General features: G+C 72.7%; 13 protein-coding genes. 9 read left to right on the forward strand and 4 right to left on the reverse strand.

Going from position 1 to position 11873, the window contains the following annotated elements:
• Positions 1-20 precede the first annotated feature (20 nt).
• The 6 genes from ACYVKX_RS09125 (at position 21) to ACYVKX_RS09150 (ending at position 4657) form a co-directional block, all read left to right on the forward strand.
• On the forward strand, positions 21-1295 hold the full coding sequence (locus tag ACYVKX_RS09125) for an Nramp family divalent metal transporter (protein ID WP_460831044.1): 1275 nt from the start codon (positions 21-23) through the stop codon (positions 1293-1295).
• A 28-nt stretch (positions 1296-1323) separates the two neighbouring features.
• Positions 1324-1482: a DUF4177 domain-containing protein gene (locus ACYVKX_RS09130; RefSeq protein ID WP_460831046.1), complete on the forward strand. Its 159-nt coding sequence runs from the start codon at positions 1324-1326 to the stop codon at positions 1480-1482.
• Entirely contained in the window at positions 1479-1943 is a 465-nt protein-coding gene (locus ACYVKX_RS09135) for a RidA family protein (protein ID WP_460831049.1), read from the forward strand. Before ACYVKX_RS09130 ends, ACYVKX_RS09135 begins: the two co-directional genes overlap by 4 nt.
• The gene (locus tag ACYVKX_RS09140) at positions 1940-2809 is read left to right on the forward strand and encodes an NUDIX hydrolase (RefSeq protein ID WP_460831052.1); all 870 of its coding nucleotides are present in this window, start codon (positions 1940-1942) and stop codon (positions 2807-2809) included. The genes ACYVKX_RS09135 and ACYVKX_RS09140 overlap by 4 nt, the downstream gene beginning before the upstream one ends.
• The gene (locus tag ACYVKX_RS09145; RefSeq protein WP_460831055.1) at positions 2806-3618 is read left to right on the forward strand and encodes an MBL fold metallo-hydrolase; all 813 of its coding nucleotides are present in this window, start codon (positions 2806-2808) and stop codon (positions 3616-3618) included. Before ACYVKX_RS09140 ends, ACYVKX_RS09145 begins: the two co-directional genes overlap by 4 nt.
• Positions 3619-3763: 145 nt before the next feature.
• Complete coding sequence (locus tag ACYVKX_RS09150) at positions 3764-4657, forward strand: DUF559 domain-containing protein (protein ID WP_460831058.1); 894 nt, start codon at positions 3764-3766, stop codon at positions 4655-4657.
• Positions 4658-4714: 57 nt separating this feature from the next.
• Here the strand turns inward: ACYVKX_RS09150 and ACYVKX_RS09155 are convergent, their stop codons facing one another.
• A complete protein-coding gene (locus ACYVKX_RS09155) occupies positions 4715-5392 on the reverse strand; it encodes a Crp/Fnr family transcriptional regulator (protein WP_460831061.1) in 678 nt (225 codons plus the stop codon).
• Between the two features lie 145 nt (positions 5393-5537).
• Here ACYVKX_RS09155 and nth point away from each other — a divergent pair, with 145 nt between their 5' ends.
• From nth to ACYVKX_RS09170, 3 genes are all read left to right on the forward strand, one after another.
• On the forward strand, positions 5538-6245 hold the full coding sequence (nth, locus tag ACYVKX_RS09160; RefSeq protein ID WP_460831063.1) for an endonuclease III: 708 nt from the start codon (positions 5538-5540) through the stop codon (positions 6243-6245).
• Positions 6246-6309: 64 nt separating this feature from the next.
• Complete coding sequence (locus ACYVKX_RS09165; protein ID WP_460831066.1) at positions 6310-7020, forward strand: NUDIX hydrolase; 711 nt, start codon at positions 6310-6312, stop codon at positions 7018-7020.
• Entirely contained in the window at positions 7017-8192 is a 1176-nt protein-coding gene (locus ACYVKX_RS09170) for a MarP family serine protease (RefSeq protein ID WP_460831068.1), read from the forward strand. Before ACYVKX_RS09165 ends, ACYVKX_RS09170 begins: the two co-directional genes overlap by 4 nt.
• A gap of 1 nt (position 8193) precedes the next feature.
• Here ACYVKX_RS09170 and ACYVKX_RS09175 read toward each other — a convergent pair whose 3' ends face one another.
• The 3 genes from ACYVKX_RS09175 to acs all read right to left on the reverse strand — a co-directional run bounded on the left by ACYVKX_RS09175 (position 8194) and on the right by acs (position 11812).
• Positions 8194-8598: a phage holin family protein gene (locus tag ACYVKX_RS09175; protein WP_460831071.1), complete on the reverse strand. Its 405-nt coding sequence runs from the start codon at positions 8596-8598 to the stop codon at positions 8194-8196.
• Between the two features lie 5 nt (positions 8599-8603).
• Complete coding sequence (gene nhaA, locus ACYVKX_RS09180) at positions 8604-9731, reverse strand: Na+/H+ antiporter NhaA (protein ID WP_460831073.1); 1128 nt, start codon at positions 9729-9731, stop codon at positions 8604-8606.
• Positions 9732-9805: 74 nt separating this feature from the next.
• On the reverse strand, positions 9806-11812 hold the full coding sequence (gene acs, locus ACYVKX_RS09185) for an acetate--CoA ligase (RefSeq protein WP_460831075.1): 2007 nt from the start codon (positions 11810-11812) through the stop codon (positions 9806-9808).
• Positions 11813-11873 lie beyond the last annotated feature (61 nt).

An 11873-nucleotide genomic window follows, 5' to 3' on the forward strand; every position in this document is an offset into this window, starting at 1 on the left:
AGGTCGGGTAAGAAGCGGGCATGACTGTCGAGACGCAGCCCGTGGACCGCCCGGCCAAGTGGAAGGTGGTCGGACCCGGCCTCGTGGTCGCGGCCACGGGCGTCGGCGCCGCCGACCTGGTGGCGACCATGGTCGCCGGGTCGCGCTACGGCTACACCCTGCTCTGGGTCGCGGTGCTCGGCACGCTGCTCAAGCTGATCCTCGTCGAGGGCGCGGGCCGCTACTCGCTGGCCAGCGGCCGCACGATCTTCGAGGGCTGGCGCAGCATCGGCGTCTGGACGACGTGGTACTTCGCGCCGTACATCGTGGTCTGGGGCTTCGTGTACGGCGCCACCGCGATGTCCTCCTCGGCGCTGCCGATCGTCGCGCTCTTCCCCGACCTCAGCCTGCGGTGGACCGCGGTGGCGATGGGCCTGATCGGCCTCGTGCTGGTCTGGTTCGGCTCCTACGCGTCGTTCGAGAAGGTCATGGTCGGCCTGGTCGGCATCATGTTCGTGGCCGTCGTCGGCGCGGCGATCCGCACGACGCCGAACCTGAGGGAGATCGTGCTCGGTCTCCGTCCGATCGTCCCGGACGGCAGCATGCTCTACATCCTCGGCGTCGCCGGCGGGGTCGGCGGCACGATCACGCTGGCGGCGTACGGCTATTGGCTGCGCGAGAAGGACTGGTCGACGCCGCGGTTCATGAAGGTGATGCGGATCGACAACGGCGTCGCGTACGCCGTCACCGGCGTGTTCGTGGTGAGCACGCTGATCATCGGCGCGGAGCTGCTCTACTCCGCGAACATCGCGCTCGCGGCCGGCGACCAGGGACTCGTCGACCTCTCGAACGTGCTCGAGGACCGCTACGGGCAGTTCTTCCACGTCGTGTTCCTCGTCGGCTTCTGGGCGGCGTCGATGTCGTCGCTGATCGGCGTGTGGAGCGGCGTGAGCCTGATGTTCGCCGACTTCGTCGGCAACCTGCGCGGCCTGCCGTCCGGCGACGAGGAGACCCGCACCGGCGGCCGGCTGTTCCGCGGCTACCTGCTGTGGCTGACCTTCCCGCCGATGCTCCTGCTGCTGCTCGACAGGCCGGTGGCGCTGATCCTGACCTACGGCGTGCTCGGCTCGCTGTTCATGCCGTTCCTCGCCATCACGCTGCTGGTGCTGCTCAACCGCCGCCGAGACGGCGTGCCGGCCGAGTGGCGCAACGGCCGGCTCTCCAACGGGCTGCTCGCCCTGTGCGCGGCGCTGTTCGTGGCGCTCGCGGTCAACGAGGTGCGCAATCAGCTGGCGCCGTACGTCGGCCTCTGGTGATCGATCCCCCGCGGGTAGGGTGCGGGACATGACCAAGTGGGAGTACCTGACCGCGCCGATCCTCACGCACGCGGCCAAGCAGATCCTCGACAACTTCGGCGCGGACGGGTGGGAGCTGGTGCAGATCGCGCCCGGCATGAGCCCCGAGAACCTGGTCGGCTACTTCAAGCGGCCGGTGGAGGGGTGAGCGCGGTCGAGGACCGCCTCGCCGAGCTCGGCCTGGCGGTGCCGGAGGTCGCGAAGCCGGTGGCGGCGTACGTGCCCGCCGTCGTGTCGGGCGATCTGGTGTTCACCTCCGGCCAGCTGCCGATGCGCGACGGCGAGCTGATGGTCACCGGCAAGGTCGGCGGCGAGGTCGGCGCGGAGGAGGCCGTCGAGTGCGCGCGGCAGTGCGCGCTCAACGCGATCGCCGCCGTGAAGTCGGTCGTCGGCGACCTCGACCAGGTGGCCCAGGTGGTGAAGGTGGTCGCGTTCGTCGCGTCGACGGCCGACTTCACCGGCCAGCCGGGCATCGCGAACGGCGCCAGCGAGCTGCTCGGTACGGCGTTCGGCGATGCGGGCGTGCACGCGCGGTCCGCCGTCGGCGTACCCGTGCTGCCGCTGGACGCGCCGGTCGAGGTCGAGATCGTCGTCCGCTTCCACGCATGAGGATCCCGCTGCCGCCGGTCCCGCTGCCGGACCGGCTCGTCGAGGTCGCGCGCGAGTTCGAGGACGGCCGGCAGGCGCCGGTCGAGCCGCGCAACGCCGCGACCGTGATCCTGATGCGGCCGTCGGACTCCGGGCCGGAGGTGTACTACCTGCGGCGCCAGGTCTCGATGGACTTCGCCGGCGGCATGTGCGTCTACCCCGGCGGCGGTGTGGACCCGCGCGACTTCGACGCGGCGGTGGGCTGGGCCGGTCCCTCGCCCGCCGCGTGGGCCTCCCGGCTGGGGTGCGACGAGGAGACCGCGCGGGCGCTGGTGTGCGCCGCCGTGCGCGAGACCTTCGAGGAGTCCGGCGTACTGCTGGCCGGCACGTCCGCCACGGACGTGGTCGCGGACACGACGGCCGACGGCTGGGAGGCCGAACGGGTCGGGCTGGAGTCGCGGTCGCTGTCGATGACCGACTTCCTCAACCGGCGCGGGCTGGTGCTGCGCACCGACCTGCTCGGCGTCTGGGACGCCTGGCTGACGCCGATCTTCGAGCCGAAGCGCTACCGGACCTGGTTCTTCGTCGCCTCGCTGCCGACCGGGCAGGTGACCCGCGACGTCTCGACCGAGTCGTCCTCGGTGACCTGGCTGCCCGCCCGGGTCGCCGCATCCCAGGCCGATGCGGGCGAGCTGGCGCTGATGCCTCCGACGTACCTCACCTCGATGGAGGTGGGCTCGCTGTCGTCGCCGGACGAGGTGCTGGCGGTCGCGGCGTCGCGGTCGGTGGAGATGTTCACGCCGTCGGTCGAGCCGCTCGGCGAGGGGTGGACCCTGTCGATTCCGGACCGGCTGCGGCCGCTGGTCGCCGCCCGGCGGCGCGCGTGAGCACCCCCTGGTCGGACGGGGCCTTCGGATCCCGGGCGCGCTGCCTGCTGGCGCCGAACCCGGGGATCATGACGCTCGACGGCACCAACACCTGGGTGCTGCAGGAGCCGGGCGCCTCGGCCTGCGTGGTCGTCGACCCCGGGCCCCTCGAGGACGGCCACCTCGACCGGCTGACCGCCGAGCTCGGCGACGTCGGGCTGGTGCTGCTCACCCACCACCACCTCGACCACGCCGAGGTGGCGGCGGAGTTCGCCGCTCGCAAGGGCTGCGCGGTGCGGGCGCTCTCGCCCGCCCTGTGCGTCGGCGCCTCTCCTCTCGTCGACGGGGAGGACGTCGTCGTCGACGGGCTGTCGCTGCGGGTGCTGACCACGCCGGGCCACACCGCCGACTCGGTGTCGTTCGTGCTGCCCGCCGAGGGCGCCCTGCTCACCGGCGACATGGTGCTCGGCCGCGGCACCACCGTCGTCGCCCACCCCGACGGCCAGCTCGGCCCGTACTTCGCGTCGATCACCCGGATGCGGTCGCTCGCCGCCGCGGGCGAGGTCACCGCGCTGTGGCCCGCCCACGGCCCGGTCCTCGACGACGCCCTCGGCGTCCTCGACTTCTACCTGGCCCACCGCCGCGAGCGGCTCGCCCAGGTCGAGCGCGCCCTCCTCGAGCTCTCGGTGCCTCTCTCGCCCGCCCTCGCCGAGGACCCGACCCTGCCCCGCCGCGTCGTCGAGGTCGTCTACGCCGACGTCGACTCCTCCCTGTGGGGTGCCGCCGAGCTCTCCGTCCGCGCCCAGCTCGCCTACCTCGCCGGTCGCTGAGTTGGGCCATCCTCGCCGTTGAGTTGGGCGTGACTCGCGCCTGAGTTGGGCCGAAGTTCTCCACAGGCGGTCGTGACGACCTCGTTCTCCACAGGTCGGGTACGGCGCGCTCCGCGATGCCTGCGCATCGGAGATCGTCCGGGGCATGCCCGACTTCCCGCCGTCCCCGTTCACCTGGACCCAGGCCCGCGCGGCCGGCATCAGCCGCCGCCGACTCGACGATGCCGTCGAGTTCCGGCTCGTGCGCCGCGTGCTCCATGGGGTGTACGTCGACGCCGCCCTCGAGGACACGCCGCTGCTGCGCGTCCGGGCGGCACGGCTGGTCGTCTCGCCGCACTCCGTGCTCTGCGACCGTACGGCGGCGTGGGTGCTCGGCTGCGACGTGCACGACTATCGCGAGCTCGACGCGCTCCCGCCGATCGAGTCCTACGTCCTGCGCGGGCACGACCCGACCGACCGTCCCGAGTGCGACGGCGGCACCCGCGACCTGCGCCCGGGGGACTGGTGCGAGGTCGACGGCGTCCGCGTGACGACCCCGATCCGCACCGCGATGGATCTGGGCTGCAAGCTCGACCGGCGCTCTGCCCTGGGCGCGATGGATGCGCTCATGCGTGCCTACGGCTTCACCGTCGAGGACATGATGCGGATGCTGCCCCGCTACTTCCGGCGCCGCGGTGTCCGGCGCCTGCGCACGATCGTCGCGCTGGGCGACCCGCGCGCCGAGTCACGGGCCGAGTCCTGGGTGCGGCTCGAGATCGTCGACCACGGGCTCCCGCTCCCCGTGCTCCAGCACTGGGTCCGGGTCGACGGCGTGCCGACGTACCGCCTGGACCTCGCCTATCCGCACGCCAGGGTGGCGGTCGAGTACGACGGCGAGGAGTTCCACACGACGCCCGAGCAGCGCGAGCGCGACCGCCGGCGGCGCGAGCGCCTGCGCGAGCTCGGCTGGACGGTCATCGTGCTGACCAAGGCCGACCTCGCGCCGGAGCGCGTCGACGTCTGGATCAGGCGTCTCCGGGAGGCGCTCGCGGGACTCTGAACCGACTCGACGGCGAACGAGGCCCAACTCAACGGCGAGTCTGGCCCAACTCGACGGTCAGCGGGCGCGGCGGGCCAGGCGCTCGACGTCCATGATCACGACCGAGCGGGGCTCGAGGCGCAGCCAGCCGCGGGAGGCGAAGTCGGCGAGGGCCTTGTTGACGGTCTCGCGGGAGGCGCCGACGAGCTGGGCGAGCTCCTCCTGGGTGAGGTCGTGGTGGACGTGCACGCCGTCGTCGGCGGTGCGGCCGAAGCGGTCGGCGAGGTCGAGCAGCGCCTTGGCGACGCGGCCGGGGACGTCGGAGAAGACCAGGTCGGCGACCACGTCGTTGGCCTTGCGGAGCCGGCCGGCGAGCTGGGCGAGCAGGCCGCGGGCGACCGTCGGGCGGCCCTCGAGCCAGCGCAGCAGGTCCTCGTGCGAGAGCGAGGCGAAGGACGCGTCCGTCACGGCGGTCACGGTCGCCGAGCGCGGGCCCGGGTCGAAGAGCGACAGCTCGCCGAACATCTGGCCGGGGCCGAGGATCGCGAGCAGGTTCTCGCGGCCGTCGGAGGAGGTGCGCCCGAGCTTCACCTTGCCGTCGAGCACGATGTAGAGCTTGTCGCCGGAGTCGCCCTCGTGGAAGAGCACGTCGCCGCGCCGCACCTTCGTCTCCGCCATGGAGGCCCGCAGCGCGGTCGCGGCCTCGTCGTCGAGCGCGCTGAACAGCGGGGCCCGGCGCAGTACGTCGTTGTCCACGGATCCTCCTTGCGAGACGACCCGCTGCACGCGGGTACGCCGCGAATCCTATCCAGTGGGAAAGTTCACAGGAACCGGCCGCCCCCTCACGGGCCGAAACGGCCGCGGGTCGGCGGTGTCCGTGCCTCGCCGTACGCTATGGCCCGTGCCCGCCGCCGCCGAGACCCGCACCGGCCTGGTCCGGCGCGCCCGGAAGATCGACCGGGTCCTGGCGGAGACCTACCCGGACGCCAGGTGCGAGCTCGACTTCGACGACCCGTTCCAGCTGCTCGTCGTCACCGTGCTGTCCGCGCAGACGACCGACAGGCGGGTGAACGCCGTGAGTCCGGTCCTCTTCGCCGCCTACCCCGACGCCCGTGCGATGGCCGCCGCCGACCGCGCCACCCTCGAGGGCATCGTCGGCCCGCTCGGGTTCTTCCGCGCCAAGTCCGAGTCGCTGCTCAGGCTCAGCGCCGCGCTGGTCGCGGACCACGGCGGGCGGGTGCCGCCGCGCCTGGAGGACCTGGTGAAGCTGCCGGGCGTCGGCCGCAAGACCGCCAACGTCGTGCTCGGCAACGCCTTCGGCGTCCCGGGCATCACCGTCGACACCCACTTCGGCCGGCTGGTCCGGCGGTTCGGCTGGACCGAGGAGACCGATCCGGTCAAGGTCGAGCACGCGGTCGGGGCGCTCTTCCCCCAGCGGGACTGGACGATGCTCAGCCACCACCTGATCTGGCACGGCCGCCGCCGCTGCCACGCGCGCAACCCCGCGTGCGGCGCCTGCCCGGTGACGAGGTGGTGCCCGTCGTACGGCGAGGGCCCGACCGACCCCGTCGCCGCCGCGAAGCTGGTGAAGACCGAGGGCCGAGCATGATCACCCGGGTGAGACGGGCCGCCCCGCCCGCGCCCGTGGCCGACGTGTGTCCGGGGACCGGCCGGTGATCCCCGGCTGGCTGGAGCCGGTGCGGGCGGGTGCGGCGGCGATCTCGGCCGGCGACCTGACCAGGTTCGCCCCGCCTCCGGGCGGCGCGGCGCGGAGCGGTGCCGTGCTGATGCTGTTCGGCGAGGGCGACCGAGGCGGCGAGCTGCTGCTCACCGAGCGCGCCCACGACATGCGGTCCCACCCCGGCCAGGTGTCCTTTCCGGGTGGCTCGGTAGACCCGGGCGAGACCGAGGTCGAGGCGGCGCTGCGCGAGGCCCAGGAGGAGATCGGCGTCGACCCGGCCGGGGTCGAGGTCTTCGGCCGGCTGCCCGAGCTGTGGCTGCCGCCGAGCGACTTCGCCGTGACGCCGATCCTCGGCTGGTGGCGCGAGCCGGCGGCGGTGCGGATCGTCAGCGCGGCCGAGGTGCACGCGATCCACCACGTCCCGATCGAGGAGCTCCTCGACCCCGAGCACCGCATCATGGTGCGGCATCCGCGGGCCGACTACCGCAGCCCGGGCTTCCTCATCGGGCCCGGCAAGGACGTCATCCTGTGGGGGTTCACCGGCGGGATCATCGCCCGGCTGTTCGACTTCCTCGGGTGGACGCGCCCGTGGGACGAGACCCGGGTCCGCGATCTCCCGGCCCGCATGCTGCAGGCTGACCTTCGGCGTACCCGTCTGCTGGACATCGAGGACGCCGGCGACGACGCCGAGGAGGGCGCGTGAACCTGCTCGACTGGCTGCTGGTCGTCCTCGTCCTCGCCTACGCGCTGTCGGGCTACTGGCAGGGCTTCATCACCGGCGCCTTCGCGACCGGCGGCCTGCTCCTCGGCGGCCTGTTCGGTGTCTGGCTCGCGCCGGTGGCCCTCGGCGACGCGAACCCGTCGCTGATGGTCTCGCTCGGCGCCCTGTTCATCGTGATCCTCGCGGCCTCGCTCGGCCAGGCGACGCTCCAGTTCGCCGGCAGCCGGATCCGCGACCGGATCACGTGGCAGCCGGTGCGCGCGCTCGACGCGGTAGGCGGCGCGCTGCTCAGCGCGTTCGCGGTGCTGCTCGTCGCGTGGGCGCTCGGCGTCGCGATCTCCGGCTCGCGGATCGGCGGCATCACCCCGCTGGTGCGCGGCTCCGCCGTGCTCGGCGAGGTCGACCAGGTGCTCCCGGACTCCGCCGGCAACGCGCTCCAGGCGTTCAACGACGTCGTCGGCACCAGCTTCTTCCCGCGCTACCTCGAGCCGTTCGCGCCCGAGCGGATCGTCGACGTCGGCCCCGGCCCGAAGCGGCTGCTGACCGACCCCGACGTCCAGCGCGCCGAGGCGGCGGTCCTCAAGGTCCGCGGCACCAACCAGTGCGACCGGGGGGTGGAGGGCTCCGGGTTTGTGTACGCCGACAACCGGCTGATGACCAACGCGCACGTCGTCGCGGGCATCGCCGACCCCGAGGTGGTGGTGGGCGAGGAGAGCCTCGACGCCGAGACCGTCTACTACAACCCCGACATCGACGTGGCCGTGCTCGCCTTCGACAGCGGCGACATCACGCCGCTGACGTTCGACAACGGGGTCGAGGCCGAGGACGGCGTGGCCATCCTCGGCTACCCGCAGGACGGCCCCTACCAGGTCGCCGCGGCCCGCGTCCGCGCCGAGCAGCGGCTGCGCTCGCCCAACATCTACGGCGACGGCGCGGTCATCCGCGAGGTGTTCTCGCTGCGCGGCCGGATCCTCCCCGGCAACTCCGGCGGCCCGATCGTCACCTCGGCCGGCGACGTCGCGGGCGTGGTCTTCGCGGCCTCGGTGACCGACCACGACACCGGCTACGCGCTCACCGCCGACCAGGTATCGGCCGCGGCCCAGGCGGGCCGGGGCAACTCCGTCGAGGTCTCGACGGGCGGATGCGCAGGGTGAGTCAGCGCCGGCCCTTGAGAGCCTTGGGGATCTCCTTGCCCTGCTCGATCGCCCGCTCGGGGGCGCGCACCTTCTTGACCTGGCGCACGCCGACGAGGACGAGCAGCGCGGCGATCAGCAGGTAGCCGCCGAAGACGATCAGGAACGCCCAGTGCAGGGCGAGCCCGTCGCCGTTCCAGTTGATGAAGTAGGCCAGCGACACCGAGAGCATGATGATCGCCAGCACCAGGAGGAACGCCGCGCCGGCGAACAGCCCGAGGCCCGTGCCGCCGGCCTTGACGCTGACCTTCAGCTCGGACTTGGCGAGCTGGATCTCCTTCTGGACCAGCGAGGAGATGTCGCGGGTGGCGTCGTGGACCAGTCGGCCGATGGTCGGATCGTCGTCCTGGACGGGGTTCGTCGCCATGCGCGTCACCCTACAGAATCCCGCCGGTGGGCGCGGTTGCGGATCCGCAGCACCCCGGTCGCGAGCAGCGCCGAGACCAGCGACCCGGTCAGCACGGCGACCTTCACCCGGTCGTCCGCGGGCGTGCCGGTGCCGAAGGCCAGCTCGCCGATGAGCAGCGACACGGTGAACCCGATGCCCGCGAGCATCGCCATGCCGGCCACGTCGACCCAGCTCAGCCGCTCGTCGAGGTCGGCCCGGGTGAACCGCGCCAGCAGCCAGGTCGAGCCCGCGATGCCGACCGGCTTGCCGACGACGAGGCCGGTCAGCACGCCGAGCGCGACGGGATCGGTGAGCGCGCCGCGCAGCCCGTCGAGGCCGCCGATCGTGACCCCGGCGGCGAAGAACGCGAAGACGGGTACGGCGAGGCCGGCCGAGACCGGGCGCACGACGTGCTCGAACCGGTCGGCACGGGCCACCGGCACCGTGAGGCCGAGCAGTACGCCGGCCACGGTCGCGTGCACGCCGGACTCGTGCACCAGCCACCAGGCGACCACCGCGACCGGGACGAGCAGCCAGGCGCCGTACCCCCGCCGGACGAGGACGGCGAAGGCGGCGACCGGGAGCGCGGCGGCGACCAGCCAGAGCGGCGCGAGGTCGTCGGTGTAGAAGAGCGCGATCACCGTGATCGCGAGCAGGTCGTCGACGACGGCCAGCGTGAGCAGGAACGTGCGCAGCCCGGCGGGCAGGTGGGTCCCGATCACGGCGAGGACGGCGACCGCGAAGGCGATGTCGGTGGCGGTCGGGATCGCCCAGCCGGCCAGGTCGCCGCCACCGAGGTTCCAGAGCACGTAGATTGCGGCCGGCACGGCCATGCCGCCGACCGCGGCGGCGACCGGGAGGGCGGCGCGCCGGGGGTCGCGCAGGTCGCCGACGACGAGCTCGCGCTTGACCTCGACGCCGACCACGAAGAAGAAGATCGCGAGCAGCCCGTCGGAGGCCCAGGAGCCGAGCGTCAGCGGGCCGAGCTCGAGGTCGCGCAGGTCGTCGTAGGAGCCCGACCAGCCGGTGTTCGACCACACCAGCGCGATCAGGGCGGCGCCGATCAGCAGCAGCCCGCCGGTGGCCTCGCGGCGCAGGAGGGACAGGCCCATGGTGCTCCTCGGGGGTCGGCGGCAGGACTGCCGACCAGACTTCCCGGCGCACCCGGGACCAGCCTACAAGCGCGTCAGTCCTCGCCCTTGCCCGAGTCGATGCCCTTGCTGATCAGGTCCATGACGGAGGAGTCGGCCAGCGTGGTGACGTCGCCGACCTCGCGGTGCTCGGCGACGTCGCGGAGCAGGCGGCGCATGATCTTGCCGGAGCGGGTCTTGGGGAGCTCGGGGACGATCATGATCTGCCGGGGGGTGGCGATCGGGCCGATCTCCTTGCGGACGTGCTGGCGCAGCTCCTGCAGGATGTCGCCGCCCCCGTCGCCTGCCTCCTCGCGCAGGATCACGAACGCGCAGACCGCCTGGCCGGTGTCCTCGTCCTTGGCGCCGACGACCGCGGCCTCGGCGACCTTGGGGTGGGAGACCAGGGCGGACTCGATCTCGGTGGTGGAGAGCCGGTGGCCCGAGACGTTCATGACGTCGTCGACCCGGCCGAGCACCCAGATGTCGCCGTCCTCGTCCTTCTTCGCGCCGTCGCCGGCGAAGTAGAAGCCCTGCCGGTCGCTGGTGGCGGGGAAGCGGGACCAGTAGGTGTCCTTGAACCGCTGGTCGTCGCCCCAGATCGTGCGCAGCATCGAGGGCCACGGCTCGGTGAGCACCAGGTAGCCGCCCGAGCCGTGGGGCACGGCCTCGCCGCCGTCGTTGACGACCTCGGCCGCGACGCCGGGGATCGGGGTCATCGCCGAGCCGGGCTTGCCGGCGGTGACGCCGGGCAGCGGGCTGATCATGATCATCCCGGTCTCGGTCTGCCACCAGGTGTCGACCACCGGGGTCCGGTCGCCGCCGATCACGTGGCGGTACCACACGTAGGCCTCGGGGTTGATCGGCTCGCCGACGGACCCGAGGATCCGCAGTGAGGACATGTCGAAGCGGTCGGGGATCTCGCGGCCCTGCTTCATGAACGAGCGGATCGCGGTCGGTGCGGTGTAGAAGATCGTGACGCCGTAGTCCTCGATGATCTGCCACCAGCGGCCGCGCTCGGGGCTGTCGGGCGTGCCCTCGTACATCACCTGCGTGACGCCGTTGGCCAGCGGCCCGTAGACCAGGTAGGAGTGGCCGGTGACCCAGCCGATGTCGGCCGAGCACCAGTAGACGTCCGAGTCGGGCTTGAGGTCGAAGACCGCCCAGTGCGTGTACGACGCCCCGACCAGGTAGCCGCCCGTGGTGTGCAGGATGCCCTTGGGCTTGCCGGTGGTGCCCGAGGTGTACATGACGTAGAGCGGGTGCTCGGCGTCGAACGCCTCCGGCGTGTGCTCGGCCGACGCGCCGTCGACCGCGTCGTGCCACCACACGTCGACGGCGTCGTCCCAGCCCACGTCCTGGCCGGTACGCCGGACCACGAGCACCTTCTCCACGACGTGCCCGTTGTTGGCGGTTTTGGTCCGAGCCTCGTCGACCGCCGGCTTCAGCGCCGACGCCGACCCGCGGCGGTAGCCGCCGTCGGAGGTGATCACCACCTTGGCCTGGCAGTCCTCGAGCCTTGATGCCAGCGCGTCGGCGGAGAACCCGCCGAAGACCACCGTGTGCGGGGCGCCGATCCGCGCGCAGGCCAGCATCGCCACGACCGCCTCGGGGATCATCGGCAGGTAGATCGCCACCCGGTCGCCGGCCCGCACGCCCAGCTCGGTCAGCGCGTTCGCCGCCCGGCAGACCTGGTCCTTGAGCTGGGCGTAGGTGAGGTCGCGCCGGTCCTCGACCGGCTCGCCCACCCAGTGCAGGGCGACCTTGTCGCCGCGGCCGGCCTCGACGTGCCGGTCCACGCAGTTGTACGCCGCGTTGAGCCGGCCGCCGACGTACCACTTGGCGAACGGCGGGTCGTCCCAGTCCAGCACCCGGTCCCACCTGGTGTCCCAGTCCAGGCGCTCGGCCTGCTCGGCCCAGAACGCCTCCCGGTCCGACCGAGCCCGGTCGTAGGCCTCCGCCCTGACGTTCGCGTGCTCGGCGATCTCGGCCGGCGGCTCGAACCGGCGGTCCTCCCTGAGGAGGTTGGACAGCGTCCCACTGTCGACGGAATCAGTGCTCACGGATCTCTCCTGGGCTGTGCGGGGCTGAGAAGTGGTGGTACCCGCCACCCTAGGACGTGGC

The sequence above is a fragment of the Nocardioides hungaricus genome, assembly GCF_054782915.1.

What these genes read in the sequence shown, in the direction of transcription:
- ACYVKX_RS09150 (WP_460831058.1), top strand. Translation starts at nt 3,764, where the DNA reads ATGCCCGACTTCCCGCCGTCCCCGTTCACCTGGACCCAGGCCCGCGCG.
- ACYVKX_RS09140 (WP_460831052.1), top strand. Translation starts at nt 1,940, where the DNA reads ATGAGGATCCCGCTGCCGCCGGTCCCGCTGCCGGACCGGCTCGTCGAG.
- ACYVKX_RS09175 (WP_460831071.1), bottom strand. Translation starts at nt 8,598, where the DNA reads ATGGCGACGAACCCCGTCCAGGACGACGATCCGACCATCGGCCGACTG.
- nhaA (WP_460831073.1), bottom strand. Translation starts at nt 9,731, where the DNA reads ATGGGCCTGTCCCTCCTGCGCCGCGAGGCCACCGGCGGGCTGCTGCTG.
- ACYVKX_RS09125 (WP_460831044.1), top strand. Translation starts at nt 21, where the DNA reads ATGACTGTCGAGACGCAGCCCGTGGACCGCCCGGCCAAGTGGAAGGTG.
- ACYVKX_RS09130 (WP_460831046.1), top strand. Translation starts at nt 1,324, where the DNA reads ATGACCAAGTGGGAGTACCTGACCGCGCCGATCCTCACGCACGCGGCC.